General features: G+C 63.6%; 25 protein-coding genes and 2 pseudogenes. All 27 read right to left on the minus strand.

The features are described from left to right. Positions 1–116, minus strand: a pseudogene (locus ACKODO_RS07755) (DNA-directed RNA polymerase subunit alpha); the annotation flags it as partial. A gap of 66 nt (positions 117–182) precedes the next feature. Further along, the gene (gene rpsK / locus ACKODO_RS07760) at positions 183–572 is read right to left on the minus strand and encodes a 30S ribosomal protein S11 (protein WP_408982870.1); all 390 of its coding nucleotides are present in this window, start codon (positions 570–572) and stop codon (positions 183–185) included. Positions 573–634: 62 nt separating this feature from the next. Further along, complete coding sequence (rpsM, locus tag ACKODO_RS07765) at positions 635–1,003, minus strand: 30S ribosomal protein S13 (protein ID WP_408982871.1); 369 nt, start codon at positions 1,001–1,003, stop codon at positions 635–637. A gap of 290 nt (positions 1,004–1,293) precedes the next feature. After that, positions 1,294–1,875, minus strand: coding sequence for an adenylate kinase (locus tag ACKODO_RS07770; protein WP_408982872.1), 582 nt, complete (start codon positions 1,873–1,875; stop codon positions 1,294–1,296). Continuing rightward, on the minus strand, positions 1,875–3,206 hold the full coding sequence (gene secY, locus ACKODO_RS07775) for a preprotein translocase subunit SecY (protein WP_408982873.1): 1,332 nt from the start codon (positions 3,204–3,206) through the stop codon (positions 1,875–1,877). Before secY ends, ACKODO_RS07770 begins: the two co-directional genes overlap by 1 nt. Positions 3,207–3,417: 211 nt before the next feature. Then, entirely contained in the window at positions 3,418–3,897 is a 480-nt protein-coding gene (rplO, locus tag ACKODO_RS07780; RefSeq protein WP_408982874.1) for a 50S ribosomal protein L15, read from the minus strand. Between the two features lie 10 nt (positions 3,898–3,907). Beyond that, positions 3,908–4,099 carry a 50S ribosomal protein L30 gene (gene rpmD / locus ACKODO_RS07785; protein ID WP_408982875.1) on the minus strand — a complete coding sequence of 64 codons (192 nt, stop codon included), beginning with the start codon at positions 4,097–4,099 and terminating at the stop codon, positions 3,908–3,910. Between the two features lie 11 nt (positions 4,100–4,110). Next, a complete protein-coding gene (gene rpsE / locus ACKODO_RS07790; RefSeq protein WP_408982876.1) occupies positions 4,111–4,713 on the minus strand; it encodes a 30S ribosomal protein S5 in 603 nt (200 codons plus the stop codon). A 236-nt stretch (positions 4,714–4,949) separates the two neighbouring features. Continuing rightward, a complete protein-coding gene (rplR, locus tag ACKODO_RS07795; protein ID WP_408982877.1) occupies positions 4,950–5,309 on the minus strand; it encodes a 50S ribosomal protein L18 in 360 nt (119 codons plus the stop codon). A gap of 15 nt (positions 5,310–5,324) precedes the next feature. Next, the gene (gene rplF / locus ACKODO_RS07800) at positions 5,325–5,858 is read right to left on the minus strand and encodes a 50S ribosomal protein L6 (RefSeq protein ID WP_408982878.1); all 534 of its coding nucleotides are present in this window, start codon (positions 5,856–5,858) and stop codon (positions 5,325–5,327) included. A gap of 17 nt (positions 5,859–5,875) precedes the next feature. Beyond that, the gene (gene rpsH, locus ACKODO_RS07805; protein ID WP_408982879.1) at positions 5,876–6,274 is read right to left on the minus strand and encodes a 30S ribosomal protein S8; all 399 of its coding nucleotides are present in this window, start codon (positions 6,272–6,274) and stop codon (positions 5,876–5,878) included. A 12-nt stretch (positions 6,275–6,286) separates the two neighbouring features. After that, positions 6,287–6,592 (minus strand): 30S ribosomal protein S14, encoded by a 306-nt coding sequence (rpsN, locus tag ACKODO_RS07810; RefSeq protein ID WP_408982880.1) that lies wholly within the window; start codon positions 6,590–6,592, stop codon positions 6,287–6,289. Between the two features lie 89 nt (positions 6,593–6,681). Next, complete coding sequence (gene rplE, locus ACKODO_RS07815; protein WP_408982881.1) at positions 6,682–7,242, minus strand: 50S ribosomal protein L5; 561 nt, start codon at positions 7,240–7,242, stop codon at positions 6,682–6,684. After that, positions 7,235–7,552 (minus strand): 50S ribosomal protein L24, encoded by a 318-nt coding sequence (rplX, locus tag ACKODO_RS07820; RefSeq protein WP_408982882.1) that lies wholly within the window; start codon positions 7,550–7,552, stop codon positions 7,235–7,237. The genes rplE and rplX overlap by 8 nt, the downstream gene beginning before the upstream one ends. After that, positions 7,552–7,920 (minus strand): 50S ribosomal protein L14, encoded by a 369-nt coding sequence (rplN, locus tag ACKODO_RS07825; RefSeq protein ID WP_408982883.1) that lies wholly within the window; start codon positions 7,918–7,920, stop codon positions 7,552–7,554. The genes rplX and rplN overlap by 1 nt, the downstream gene beginning before the upstream one ends. 86 nt (positions 7,921–8,006) lie before the next feature. Then, positions 8,007–8,249: a 30S ribosomal protein S17 gene (rpsQ, locus tag ACKODO_RS07830; RefSeq protein ID WP_408982884.1), complete on the minus strand. Its 243-nt coding sequence runs from the start codon at positions 8,247–8,249 to the stop codon at positions 8,007–8,009. A 10-nt stretch (positions 8,250–8,259) separates the two neighbouring features. Beyond that, positions 8,260–8,475: a 50S ribosomal protein L29 gene (gene rpmC, locus ACKODO_RS07835; RefSeq protein WP_408982885.1), complete on the minus strand. Its 216-nt coding sequence runs from the start codon at positions 8,473–8,475 to the stop codon at positions 8,260–8,262. An 11-nt stretch (positions 8,476–8,486) separates the two neighbouring features. Continuing rightward, the gene (gene rplP / locus ACKODO_RS07840) at positions 8,487–8,900 is read right to left on the minus strand and encodes a 50S ribosomal protein L16 (protein WP_408982886.1); all 414 of its coding nucleotides are present in this window, start codon (positions 8,898–8,900) and stop codon (positions 8,487–8,489) included. 10 nt (positions 8,901–8,910) lie between these two features. Next, positions 8,911–9,615 carry a 30S ribosomal protein S3 gene (rpsC, locus tag ACKODO_RS07845; RefSeq protein WP_408982887.1) on the minus strand — a complete coding sequence of 235 codons (705 nt, stop codon included), beginning with the start codon at positions 9,613–9,615 and terminating at the stop codon, positions 8,911–8,913. A 3-nt stretch (positions 9,616–9,618) separates the two neighbouring features. Next, a complete protein-coding gene (gene rplV, locus ACKODO_RS07850) occupies positions 9,619–9,999 on the minus strand; it encodes a 50S ribosomal protein L22 (RefSeq protein ID WP_408982888.1) in 381 nt (126 codons plus the stop codon). Position 10,000: 1 nt separating this feature from the next. Beyond that, complete coding sequence (gene rpsS / locus ACKODO_RS07855; protein WP_408982889.1) at positions 10,001–10,279, minus strand: 30S ribosomal protein S19; 279 nt, start codon at positions 10,277–10,279, stop codon at positions 10,001–10,003. An 11-nt stretch (positions 10,280–10,290) separates the two neighbouring features. Further along, on the minus strand, positions 10,291–11,127 hold the full coding sequence (gene rplB, locus ACKODO_RS07860) for a 50S ribosomal protein L2 (protein WP_408982890.1): 837 nt from the start codon (positions 11,125–11,127) through the stop codon (positions 10,291–10,293). 14 nt (positions 11,128–11,141) lie between these two features. Further along, positions 11,142–11,438 carry a 50S ribosomal protein L23 gene (locus ACKODO_RS07865; RefSeq protein ID WP_408982891.1) on the minus strand — a complete coding sequence of 99 codons (297 nt, stop codon included), beginning with the start codon at positions 11,436–11,438 and terminating at the stop codon, positions 11,142–11,144. Between the two features lie 13 nt (positions 11,439–11,451). Then, complete coding sequence (gene rplD, locus ACKODO_RS07870; RefSeq protein ID WP_408982892.1) at positions 11,452–12,075, minus strand: 50S ribosomal protein L4; 624 nt, start codon at positions 12,073–12,075, stop codon at positions 11,452–11,454. A gap of 5 nt (positions 12,076–12,080) precedes the next feature. Continuing rightward, positions 12,081–12,788, minus strand: coding sequence for a 50S ribosomal protein L3 (gene rplC / locus ACKODO_RS07875; RefSeq protein ID WP_408982893.1), 708 nt, complete (start codon positions 12,786–12,788; stop codon positions 12,081–12,083). 77 nt (positions 12,789–12,865) lie between these two features. After that, positions 12,866–13,174, minus strand: a complete 309-nt coding sequence (gene rpsJ, locus ACKODO_RS07880; RefSeq protein WP_408982894.1) for a 30S ribosomal protein S10 — start codon at positions 13,172–13,174, stop codon at positions 12,866–12,868. Between the two features lie 178 nt (positions 13,175–13,352). After that, positions 13,353–13,509: pseudogene (gene tuf / locus ACKODO_RS07885) on the minus strand (elongation factor Tu); the annotation flags it as partial.

A 13,509-nucleotide genomic window follows, 5' to 3' on the forward strand; every position in this document is an offset into this window, starting at 1 on the left:
CCGCGCTCGAGCGGCTCGGCCACGACGGTCGCCACGCGGCCGGCATCGTCGCCCGGGGTGACCTCGAGCTTCTTCGGCTTGATCAGTTCCTGCCAATTCTTCTGGATCACGTGCAAACCTCTCGACGGATACGGAACGGCCCGCGCCGGAAAGCGCGGGCGGAGCAGTCACGCGGAACGAAATCAGACGCGGCGGCGCTTGCGCGGGCGGCAGCCGTTATGCGGGATCGGGGTCACGTCGCGGATCGAGGTGACATTGAAGCCGGCCGCCTGCAGCGCGCGAAGCGCCGATTCACGACCCGAACCCGGCCCCGACACTTCCACCTCGACGGTGCGCATGCCGTGCTCGGAGGCCTTGCGGGCGGCGTCTTCCGCCGCGACCTGGGCCGCATAGGGGGTGGATTTCTTGGAACCCTTGAAGCCCATCGTGCCCGAGGTCGACCAGGCAATGGTGTTGCCCTGCGCATCGGTGATGGTGATCATCGTGTTGTTGAAGGACGCGTTCACATGAACGATGCCCGACACGATGTTCTTGCGTTCGCGGCGGCGAACCCGGGTTGCTTCCTTGGCCATGCTTTCAGCGCCTTCGTCCTGTCATCGGCCAGCGCGGAAACCGCGCCACGGCCGGAAAAAGCTTACTTCTTCTTGCCGGCAATCGGCTTCGACTTGCCCTTGCGGGTGCGGGCGTTCGTGCTCGTGCGCTGGCCGTGAACCGGCAGGCCACGACGATGGCGCAGGCCACGATAGCAGCCAAGATCCATCAGGCGCTTGATGTTCATCGCGGTCTCGCGACGCAGGTCGCCTTCCACGATGTAATCGCGGTCGATGGTCTCGCGAATCTGAAGCACTTCGGCGTCCGTCAGCTGGTTAACGCGACGCTCGGCCGGAATGCCGACCTTCTGGCAGATTTCAACGGCATTCACCGGGCCGATACCGTGAATGTAACGCAGCGCGATCATGACGCGCTTGTTCGTCGGAATGTTGACGCCGGCAATACGAGCCACCGCTCTTCTCCTCAACCGCTCGGGATACGGCGACCCGCTCCCGCTTGTTCCACGGCAATGCACCCAAGCCGACGCACCACCCGAAAATTCCTGGCTTCCGACGAAAGGCCTGAGCGGAACGGGAAGTTCCTTCTGGCCCATGGTTTTTTCCAAAAGCAAAACGCGCGAGGCAACCCCGCGCGAGAATGCTTCGTCGGCAAGGACTTGGCGATAGACAGAGAAGCCCGCCGCGTCAAGTCCGAAATCGTCAGAAAACCGGGCAGACCGCAAAGCCTCGCCCCGCTTTCCCCTCAGCCCGCGAGAACCTTGTCGATCGCCTTCGTCACCGCATCGATGGGCTGCATGCCGTCGATCGCGGTGAGCTGGCCGCGTGCGCCATAGAACGGCGTCACGGCCGCGGTATCGCGATTATAGGCCGCGAGGCGGGTCTTGAAGACCTCGGGGTCGTCATCCTTGCGCACCGGCTGGCCGGCCGCCAGCGCGTCCGCCGCGCGCTTCACGATGCGATCCACGAGCCGGGCCTGGTCGACCTTGAGCTCGATGACGGCCTTGAGCTTCAGGCCTTCCTGGGCGAGCAGCGCCTCGAGCGCCTCCGCCTGCGCGACCGTGCGCGGGAAACCATCAAGAATGAAGCCCTTCTTCGCATCGGGCTCCTGGATGCGGTCACGGATGATCCCGATCACGATTTCATCCGACACAAGCCCGCCGGATTCCATCACCGCCCTGGCCTGAAGGCCGATCGGCGTTCCCGCCGCCACGGCGGCGCGCAGCATGTCGCCGGTGGAGAGCTGGACGATGCCGTGCTTCTCGACCAGCCGTGTCGCCTGTGTGCCCTTCCCCGCGCCGGGAGGTCCCAGCAGAACCAGTCTCATCAGCGTTTCGCTCCCCGCAACTTGGCCTTCTTCACGAGGCCCTCATACTGGTGCGCCAGCAAGTAGCCGTGCACCTGCGCCACCGTGTCCATGGTCACCGAAACAACGATGAGAATGGAGGTGCCTCCAAAATAGAACGGAAGCGCGGCAGCCGAAATGAGAAATTCGGGCAAGAGGCATACCACCGTCAAGTAGATCGCGCCGATCACGGTGATGCGGGAGAGGACATTGTCGATGTAGCTCGCGGTTTTCTCGCCCGGACGGATGCCCGGGATGAACCCGCCATGCTTCTTGAGGTTGTCGGCCGTCTCGGTCGGGTTGAACACGATGGCCGTGTAGAAGAAGGCAAAGAAGATGATCAGCGCCGCGTAGAGCACCATGTAAAGCGGCCGGCCATGGCCCAGATAGGTGTTCATGGTCTGCAGCCATTCCGGGCCACCGGCTTGCGCGAAGCTCGCGATGGTCGTCGGCATGAGCAGGAGCGAGGAGGCGAAGATCGGCGGAATGACGCCCGCAGTGTTCAGTTTCAGCGGCAGGAACGAGGTCTGCCCCTCGAAAACGCGATTGCCCATCTGCCGCTTGGGATAGTTGATCAAGAGACGGCGCTGGGCGCGCTCGAAGAACACGATGCCGAAGATCACGGCCACGACCATCACGATCACGCCGAGGATGATTCCGGTCGAGAGCGCGCCCTGGCGGCCGAGTTCCAGCGTGCCGGCAATGGCGGAGGGAAGTTCCGCCACGATACCCGCGAAGATGATCAGCGAGGTGCCATTGCCGATGCCGCGGCTGGTGATCTGCTCGCCGAGCCACATCAGGAACAGCGTGCCGCCCGTCAGCGTGATGACGGTCGAAAGGATGAAGAACGGGCCGGGATTGAGCACCACGCCGCCAGAGCTCTGCAGGCCCACGGCGATGCCCCAGGCCTGAAAGAGAGCCAGAACGAGCGTCAGGTAGCGCGTATACTGGTTCAGCTGGCGGCGGCCGGCCTCGCCTTCCTTCTTCAGCGCCTCCAGCGTCGGCGACACGGTGGTCATCAGCTGGATGATGATCGAGGCCGAGATATACGGCATGATGTTCAGCGCGAAGATCGCGAGACGGCCCACCGCGCCGCCTGAGAACATGTTGAAGAGGCCGAGAACGCCCGCCTGCTGCTGCTTGAAGATGTCAGCCAGCGATTCCGGATTGATGCCCGGCAGCGGGATATAGGTGCCGAGACGATAGACCAGCAGCGCGCCGAGCGTGAACCAGATGCGCTTCTTCAGCTCTTCCGCCTTCGCGAGAGCGCCGAAATTCAAGTTTGCTGCCAGCTGTTCTGCCGCCGATGCCATGTGGCCCTGCCCTGTCCCTCGCCGGAACCGGTGATCCATGGGCCATCAGGGCCAAGGGATGCCGATGCCGAAACCTGCGGCGCCGCCCCTGCCCGTGCCGTCGGCACGTCTCCCGGGCCGAAGCGCCACGGAAAGACGGGGGGCACCCCTGTCGTGATGGTCGAGATAGGAACGGCGCCGGTATTTTGCCACCGGCGCCGTCCGCATTTTGTCAGGCCGAGGCTTCCTCGACCGGGGCAAGCAGCTTCACCGAGCCGCCGGCCTTCTCGATCGCGGCAACCGCGCTCCTGGAGGCACGGAACACCTCGAAGGCAAGCTTCGCCTTGAGTTCGCCCACGCCGAGGATCTTCACGCCGTCCCGCGCGCGCGAGCAGATGCCTGCCGCCACGAGCGCGTCGATGGTCACGACGGCCTTGGGGTCCAGCTTCGCGGCATCCACGGCCTGCTGGATGCGGCCGATATTCACCTCGTTGAGGTCGAGCGCGCCGTGGTTGTTGAAGCCGCGCTTCGGCAGGCGACGATGCAGCGGCATCTGGCCGCCTTCGAAGCCCTTCACAGCCACGCCGGTGCGGGCCTTCTGGCCCTTCACGCCGCGTCCGCCGGTCTTGCCCTTGCCGGAGCCGATCCCGCGGCCCACTCGCATGCGGTCCTTGGTTGCGCCGGGATTGTCACGGAGGTCGTTGAGTTTCATCGCCCCCTCCTTACTGCTCGATGATGCGCACGAGATGCGCGACCTTCGCGACCATGCCCCTGGTGGAGGGGTTGTCGGGAAGAGTCGAGCGGCGGCCGATCTTGTTGAGCTTCAGGCCGATCAGCGTCGCACGCTGGTCGCCGGGGCGACGCGCGGGGCTGCCATATTGCTCAACCGTGATGGTCTTGTGAGCTTTCGCCATGATGCCCTCCCTTACGCCTGGGCCGCCTCGGCGCCGTCGATCTGGCGACGAGCCTGCAGCACCGAGACCTTCAGGCCACGACGGGCCGCGACCGAGCGCGGGCTGTCCTCGGACTTCAGGGCATCAAAGGTGGCGCGAACCATGTTGTAGGGGTTCGACGAACCCAGCGACTTCGCAACAACGTCGCTCATGCCGAGGCATTCGAGGATCGCGCGCATCGGTCCGCCCGCGATGATGCCGGTGCCCGGAGGCGCCGAACGCAGCAGAACCTTGCCCGAACCATGGTGGCCGCGCACATCGTGGTGCAAAGTGCGGCCGTCGCGCAGTGAAACGCGGAGCAGGCCACGCTTGGCGCTCTCGGTCGCCTTGCGGATCGCCTCCGGCACTTCACGCGCCTTGCCATGGCCGAAACCGACCCGGCCCTTCTGGTCGCCGACGACCACCAGCGCGGCAAACGCCATGCGGCGGCCACCCTTCACGGTCTTCGCGACGCGGTTGATATGAACGAGGCGATCAACGAACTCGTTGTCGCGCTCCTCGCGCTCGCCTTCGCGCTCGCGTCGACGACCGCCCTCGCGGGACCGGCCACCGCCGCCTTCACGTTCTGCTGCCATTTCTCTTCTTCCTCACTTGCGCGGAAAGTCTGTTGCCTTCCGCTCGCTTGGGGGTGAAGCCCAAGGGATCACCCGCACGACCATACCGCGTTCGGTATGAAACACGGATCGATCGTGTCTTCCGATATTCCGATGCCGCTTCCCAGAGGAACCGGATTCCACTTTTTCGCGGCACAGTTGCCGCACGGACGGATTGCTCCGCCCGTCCCGATCGCTGTGCTAAAGCCTGTTACGGCTCAGAAATCAAGTCCGCCCTCGCGGGCGCCCTCGGCCAGAGCCTTCACGCGGCCGTGGTAGAGATACGAGCCGCGGTCGAACACGACCTGGGTGACGCCGGCCTTCCTGGCGCGCTCGGCGACAAGCTTGCCGATCGCCTTCGCGGCTTCCATGTCCGCGCCGGTTTTCAGCGAGCCGCGAAGGTCCTTCTCGACCGTCGAGGCCGAGACGATCGTCACGCCCTTCGCGTCATCGATGACCTGCGCATAGATCTGCTTGGACGAGCGGAAGACAGAAAGGCGCGGGCGACCATTGGCCGCCGCACGCACCTGCCGGCGAACGCGCGCCTTGCGCCGTTCAATCGGGGAAAGTTGTGCCATGAGACTGCCCTCGCCTTACTTCTTCTTGCCTTCCTTGCGGAAGATGAACTCGCCCTCGTACTTCACGCCCTTGCCCTTGTAGGGTTCGGGGCCGCGATAGGCCCGGATCTCAGCGGCGACCTGGCCGACCTGCTGGCGATCGATGCCCGAAATGACGATTTCCGTCGGCTTCGGGGTAACGACCGTGATGCCAGCCGGCACCGAATAGATCACTTCGTGGCTGTAACCGAGCGAGAGGTTCAGGGCCTTGCCTGCAGCGGCGGCCTTGTAGCCGACGCCGTTGATCTCGAGTTTCTTCTCGAAGCCCTTCGATACACCTGTCACGATGTTGTTGATGCTCGCGCGGCTGGTGCCCCACATCGCACGGGCCTTGCGGGTTTCCGTGCGCGGGTTCACCGAGATCTGATTGCCCTCGAGTGTAACGGCCACATCATCGGGAACGAGGAACGACAACTCGCCCTTCGGACCCTTGACGCTGACCTTCTGGCCCTCGACGCGCGGGGTGACCCCCGACGGGACGTCAACAGGCTTCTTGCCGACTTTCGACATGATACCTTCCTCCGTCCTCAGAAGACCGTGCAGAGTACTTCGCCACCAACATTGCGATCACGGGCCTCATGGTCCGCCATCACGCCCGAGGGGGTCGAAATGATCGTGATGCCGAGGCCATTCGCCACGCGCGGCATGGAGCCGACGGAGGAATAGACGCGGCGGCCAGGCTTCGAAACGCGCTTGATCTCGCGGATCGCAGGCTGACCTTCAAAATACTTCAGCTCGATGTCGAACTCGACACGGCCATTCTCGAATTTCGTTTCCGAATAGCCACGGATATAGCCTTCGCTCTTCAGCACGTCGAGCAAGCGGGCCCGCAGCTTCGAGCCCGGCGTCGAAACGCGGGTCTTGCGGCGCATCTGCGCGTTGCGGATGCGGGCGATCAGATCGCCGATGGGATCGTTCATCATCATGATCGTCCCTCCTTACCAGCTCGACTTCACGAGGCCGGGGATGAGGCCCCGGTTGCCGAGTTCGCGAAGCGCGATACGGCTGACCTTGAACTTGCGATAATTGGCACGCGAACGGCCCGAAACCTCACAGCGGAGGCGGAAGCGGTTCTCGGCCGAGTTACGCGGCATCTGCGCAAGCTTGAGGGTCGCGGCAAAGCGCTCCTCAATCGACAGATCCTTGTTCATCACGACGGCCTTGAGCGCCGCACGCTTGCCGGCATGCTGCCTGGCAAGCTTCTGACGACGCTTATTCTTTTCGATCATGCCCTTTTTGGCCATGTCTTGGGCTCCTGGTCTCCGCGTTTAAGTTGAGGGTCACAAAGCCGGCCGGAAAACCGCGAACACTTTTCCTGGCTTTGTTCCCGGGCTTACTGCCGGAAAGGGAAGTTGAACAACTTGAGGAGCGCGCGAGCCTCCTCATCGGTCTTCGCCGTGGTGCAGACGATCACGTCCATGCCCCAGATCTGATCAACCTTGTCGTAGTTGATCTCCGGGAAAACAATGTGCTCCTTGATGCCCATGGCGTAGTTGCCACGACCGTCGAACGACTTGGCGTTCAGGCCGCGGAAGTCGCGGACGCGCGGCAGCGCGACCGTAATCAGTCGATCGAGAAACTCGTACATCGTGTTCGCGCGCAGCGTCACCTTCGCGCCGATCGGCATGTTCTCGCGCACCTTGAACTGCGCGATCGCCTTGCGGGCACGGGTCACGACCGGCTTCTGGCCGGCGATGAGGGCGAGATCGGCCGCAGCCACGCTCGCCTTCTTGGAATCAGCCGTCGATTCACCCACGCCCATGTTCAGGACGATCTTGGTGATCCTGGGAACTTCCATCGCGTTCTTGTAGCCGAACTGCTCACGCATGCTGGCCACGATGACGTCACGATAATGCGCCTTGAGGCGCGGTTCGTATTTTGCCGTATCAAGCATCGATCTGCTCCCCGGAGCGCTTCGCGACGCGGACCTTGCGGCCGTCCTCGAGCACCTTGAAGCCGACACGGGTCGGCTTGCCGTCCTTCGGATCGGCCACTGCCAGGTTCGACAGGTTCACCGCCGCTTCCCTGGTGATGATGCCGCCCTGCTGGTTCTGGGTCTGGCGCTGATGGCACTTCACCAGGGCGACGCCGCGCACAACCGCACGGCCTTCGGTCGGACGCACTTCGAGCACTTCGCCCGACTTGCCCTTGTCACGGCCGGTGATGACGACGACCTTGTCGCCCTTCTTGATCTTCGCAGCCATCACAGCACCTCAGGGGCGAGCGAGATGATCTTCATGTGGTTCCGGGCTCGCAGCTCGCGCGGCACCGGCCCGAAGATGCGAGTGCCAATCGGCTCCTTGTCCTTGTTGACCAGCACGGCCGCGTTGCGGTCGAAACGGATCACGGAACCATCCGCCCGGCGGATGTCCTTGGCGGTGCGAACGACGATCGCCTTCATGACGTCGCCCTTCTTCACGCGGCCCTTGGGAATCGCCTCCTTCACGGAGACGACAATGATGTCGCCCACGCCGGCATATTTGCGCTTGGAACCGCCGAGCACCTTGATGCACATGACGCGGCGCGCGCCGGAATTATCGGCAACGTCGAGATTGGTTTGCATCTGGATCATGGGATGATCCTTCCTTTCATTCAGATCGGTTTCCGGGTTTCCCCGGACTACGCCTGAGGGCCCTGCCCTCGCCCCTCAGGGCTTGTTCAGGAGGCCTTCTCCTTGCCGAGCACCACCCAGCGCTTCAACTTGGAAATCGGGGCCGCCTCCTGGATGAAAACCTCGTCGCCAACCTTGCAGGCATTCGCCTCGTCATGCGCGTGGTAGTTCTTCGAGCGGCGGACGGTCTTCTTGAAGAGCGGATGGGTGAAGCGACGCTCCACCTTCACCACCACCGTCTTGTTCTGGACATCGCTGACAACGACGCCCTGCAGAATGCGCTTCGGCATCTTTCTCTCCTCAGCCCTTCGCCGCAGCGATCAGCTTGCTGCGCTGGATCGTCTTGATCCGCGCGATATCACGCCGAACCTCGCGGACACGACCAACATTCTCGAGCTGGCCGGTCGCGCGCTGGAAGCGCAGGTTGAACTGCTCCTTCTTCAGCCGCAGGATCTCGTCCTGAAGCTGATCCGCGGACATGACGCGGAGATCGGAGACGCGCTGGGACGTTTTCATCGCCACCACCCTCACTCGACAATGCGCTGCACGAACCGCGTGCGAACGGGAAGCTTCGCGGCGGCAAGGTCGAGCGCCTCACGCGCAAGTCCGGCGTCCACGCCGCCGATCTCGAACATGATGCGGCCGGGCGCCACGCGCGCAGCCCAGAACTCGGGCGCGCCCTTGCCGGAGCCCATGCGGACTTCGGCAGGCTTGGACGAAACCGGCAGATCAGGGAAAACCCGGATCCACACGCGACCGGCGCGCTTCATGTGGCGCGTCATGGCGCGGCGGGCCGCCTCGATCTGGCGGGCGGTGATCCGCTCCGGCTCCATCGCCTTGAGGCCGAACTCACCAAAGGCAAGTTCAAACCCGCCCTTGGAAGCGCCCTTGATGCGGCCCTTGAAGGCCTTGCGGAATTTGGTCTTTTTCGGTTGAAGCATGACCTGGCCCTCACGCCGCTTCCGGCGAGCGGCGGCCCTGCGAGCGCTGATCGTCCCCGGCGCGCTTGTCCTGCGCCATCGGATCATGCTCGAGTATCTCGCCCTTGAAGATCCACACCTTCACACCGCACGTGCCATAGGCCGTATGCGCCGTGGAGATGCCGTAATCGATATCCGCGCGCAGCGTATGCAGCGGCACACGACCCTCGCGATACCACTCGACGCGCGCGATTTCCGCACCACCGAGACGGCCCGAGCAGGTGATCTTGATGCCTTCGGCGCCCAGGCGCATCGCCGACTGCACCGCGCGCTTCATGGCGCGGCGGAAGGCCACACGGCGCTCGAGCTGCTGCGAAATCGAATCCGCGACCAGCGTGGCGTCGAGTTCCGGCTTGCGGACTTCGACGATGTTGAGCGCCACTTCGCTCTTGGTCATCGCCGCAACCTGCTTGCGCAGCTTGTCGATATCCGCACCCTTCTTGCCGATCACCACGCCCGGACGAGCCGAGTAGATGGTGACGCGGGCCTTCTTGTGCGGACGCTCGACGATGATCTTCGAGACCGCGGCCTGCTTGAGATCCTTCATGAGCTGCTCGCGGATCTTGAAATCCTCATGCAGCATGCCGGAATAATCCGCCGAATTGGCGTACCAGCGGCTGTCCCAGGTCCGGTTGATGCCGAGCCGCAGACCGATCGGATTGACCTTCTGTCCCATGGCTTACTCCTGGTCCTGCTTCTGGCTCACGATGATCGTGATGTTCGCGAACGGCTTGGTCACCCGGCCCGTGCGGCCACGGCCGTGGAACTGGATGCGCTTCATGACGATCGACTTGCCGACATAGGCCTGGCGCACCACCAGGTCGTCGATGTCGAGATCGTGGTTGTTCTCGGCATTCGCGATCGCGCTCTCGAGGCACTTCTTCACGTCCTGCGCGATGCGCTTGCGCGAAAACTCGAGATCGGCAAGAGCGGTCGAGACCTTCTTTCCACGAATGAGCTGAGCGACGAGGTTCAGCTTGCGCGGGGAAACACGCAGGTTGCGCGCCACCGCCTTGGCCTCGGTATCGGCCTCGCGCCGGATATTGGCTACCTGGCCCATCTTACTTCCTCTTCGCCTTCTTGTCGGCCGCGTGACCATAGAAGGTCCGCGTCGGCGAGAACTCGCCGAATTTCATGCCCACCATCTCTTCGGTCACCAGCACGGGAACGTGCTTCTGGCCATTATAGACCCCGAAGGTCAAGCCCACGAATTGCGGAAGGATCGTGGAGCGGCGGCTCCAGATCTTGATCACGTCGTTGCGGCTCGAGGCCCGCGAGGCCTCTGCCTTCTTCAGAAGGTATCCGTCGACAAACGGACCTTTCCAAACGGAACGCGGCATCAGGCCTCTCCTTACTTCTTGCGATCGTGCCGCGAGGACACGATGAAGCGATCCGTGCGCTTGTTGGCGCGCGTCTTCTTGCCCTTGGTCGGCTTGCCCCACGGGGTCACCGGATGGCGACCACCGGAGGTGCGACCCTCACCGCCACCATGCGGGTGGTCGATCGGGTTCATGGCCACGCCGCGGTTATGCGGGCGGAAACCCAGCCAGCGATTGCGACCGGCCTTGCCGAGCGAGATGTTCATATGGTCCGGGTTCGACACCGCGCCGATCGTGGCGAAGCAGGCGCCGTTCACGAGGCGCTGCTCACCCGAATTCAGGCGAATGATGACATAGCCCTGGTCGCGACCGACGATCTGAGCATAGGTGCCGGCGGAACGCGCGAGCTGGCCGCCCTTGCCGATCTTGGTCTCGATGTTGTGCACGATGGTGCCGACCGGAATGGCCGAGACCGGAAGCGCGTTGCCCGGCTTGATATCCGCGGTTTCGCTGGCCAGAACCTCATCACCGACCGAGAGGCGCTGCGGCGCAAGGATGTAGCTCAGGGTCTCGTCCGCATAGCGGATGAGCGCGATGAAGGCGGTCCGGTTCGGATCATATTCCAGGCGCTCGACCTTCGCGGCCATGCCCAGCTTGCCCCGGCGGTTGAAATCCACCAGCCGGTAGGCCTTCTTGTGGCCACCGCCCCGGAAGCGCACGGTGACGCGACCGAGATTGTTGCGGCCGCCGGAACCTGTCTTGCCCTCGGTGAGAGCCTTGACCGGCTTGCCCTTGTAGAGTTCCGAACGGTCCACCAGCGTCAGCTGGCGGGTGCCCGGAGTGACGGGATTGTACTTCTTCAGTGCCATCTGTCCCTCCCGCCTCAGAGCCCGGTCGTGACGTCGATGCTCTGGCCTTCAGCCAAAGTCACGATCGCTTTCTTCACGTCCGACTGCCGGCCGACGGTGCCGCGGAAGCGCTTCTCCTTGCCCTTGCGGACCAGGGTGTTCACCGCTGTCACCTTCACGTCGAACAGCTTCTCGACCGCCGCCTTGATCTGCGGCTTCGTGGCGTCGCGGGCGACCTTGAACACCACCTTATTCTTCTCGCTCAACGCCGTCGCCTTCTCGGTGATGACCGGAGAAAGGATGACGTCATACATCTTCGGATCGATGCTCATCGCTTTCCCCTGATCAGCCGGCCAGACGCGCGTTGATCGCGTCAAGCGCCGCCGTGGTCAGCACGAGCTTCTCGCGGCGGATGATGTCATAGACGTTGATGCCCTGGACCGGCAGCACATCCAGGTTCGGGATGTTGCGGGCCGCGAGAACGAAATTGTCCTGCAGCGTCTCGCCGCCAATGATCAGCGCGTTGCTCCAGCCGAGCTTGGCCAGTGTCTCGAGCAGCAGCTTCGTCTTCGGCTCGGCGATTTCCGCCTTGTCGAGAACGATGATGTTCGCGTCCTTCGCCTTGGCCGAAAGCACATGCTTCAGCGCCAGAACGCGCACCTTTTTCGGCAGATCATGCGCGTGAGAGCGCGAGATCGGGCCGAAGGCGCGACCACCGCCGCGGAACTGCGGCGCCTTCGCCGAGCCGTGGCGGGCACCGCCGGTACCCTTCTGCTTATACATCTTCTTCGTGGTGCGGTTGATGGTCGACCGCTCCTGCGCCTGGTGAGTGCCCTGCTGGCGCTTGGCCAGCTGGTAGCGCACCATGCGCGCAATGAGATCCGTGCGCGGCTCGAGGCCGAACACTTCGGCGGAGACCTCCACCGAGCCAGCTTCCTTGCCGGCCAGAGTCTGGATGGCGAGTTTCATCGTTCTCAACCTTCCGTGGTTTCCGCCGCGGCCTCAGAGCCGAGCTTGAACTTGCCGGGAAGCGGCGCCTCCTTCGGAGCGGGCTTCTTGACCGCATCGCGAACCATGATCCAGCCGCCCTTGGTGCCCGGAACGGCACCCTCGACGAGGATCAGACCGCGCATCGCATCCGTGCGCACGACCTTGAGGTTCAGCGTGGTAACGCGCTCGACACCGAGATGGCCCGGCATCTTCTTGTTCTTGAAGGTGCGGCCCGGATCCTGGCGGCCACCGGTCGAACCGATGGAGCGATGGGAGACCGAAACACCGTGGGTGGCACGAAGCCCGCCGAAATTCCAGCGTTTCATGCCGCCAGCGAAACCCTTGCCGGTCGTGGTGCCCGTGACATCCACGAACTGGCCGGGAACGAAATGATCCGCCGTGATCTCGGCACCCACCGGGATCAGCTTGTCTTCATCGACGCGAAACTCCGCGAGGCGCATGCGCGGTTCGACCTTGGCCACAGCGAAGCGACTGCGCTCGGCCTTCGAGACATTCTTCGCCTTCGCCTTGCCGGCGCCGAGCTGAAGCGCCACGTAGCCGTCGCGCTCCGTCGTGCGGTGCGCCACAACCTGGCAGCCATCCAGCCGCAGGACCGTCACGGGGACATGATCCCCGTTATCATTGAAGACGCGGGTCATCCCGATCTTCTGTGCAATCACCCCTGACCTCATGGGCGTCATTTCCTTTTCCAGAGGAGGTCCAACTCACCCGCCGGCGGACCGGCGGAACTCTTCGTTCCGAACCCGCCTCAAAGGCGGATTTCGACATCCACACCCGCAGCAAGATCGAGCTTCATCAGCGCGTCCACGGTTTGCGGGGTCGGATCGACGATGTCGAGGACACGCTTGTGCGTCCGGATTTCGAACTGCTCGCGGCTCTTCTTGTCGACGTGCGGCGAGCGGTTCACGGTGAACTTCTCGATCCGCGTCGGCAGCGGGATTGGCCCGCGAATTTGCGCGCCGGTGCGCTTCGCCGTCGATACGATCTCGCGCGTCGAGGTGTCGAGCACGCGATGGTCGAAGGCCTTGAGGCGGATGCGGATGGTCTGTCCGTTCATCGCTTGATCGTCCTTGCTTTCCGTTTCCACCGGGCCGGTGCGACCCGGCTGTTGCGGCTAAAAAACTTGTCGAGGTTACCCTCAATGGAACGGCGCGCCCCCTTTGATCCCGATCCCCCTCCGGACGATGCTCGTCCGGGGATCGGGGAGAGAGGCCGGCGCGCCAGACCGGTTTCCGTTAGTCCTGAATGCTCGCAACGACGCCGGCGCCGACGGTTCGGCCTCCTTCGCGGATAGCGAAGCGCAGCTTCTCTTCCATCGCGATCGGCGTGATCAGTTCAACCTCGAACGAGATGTTGTCGCCCGGCATCACCATCTCCGTGCCCGCCGGAAGC

Origin of the sequence: Rhabdaerophilum sp. (assembly GCF_046092605.1) — a bacterium.
In the GTDB taxonomy this organism is placed as follows: Bacteria; Pseudomonadota; Alphaproteobacteria; order Rhizobiales; family Beijerinckiaceae; genus Rhabdaerophilum.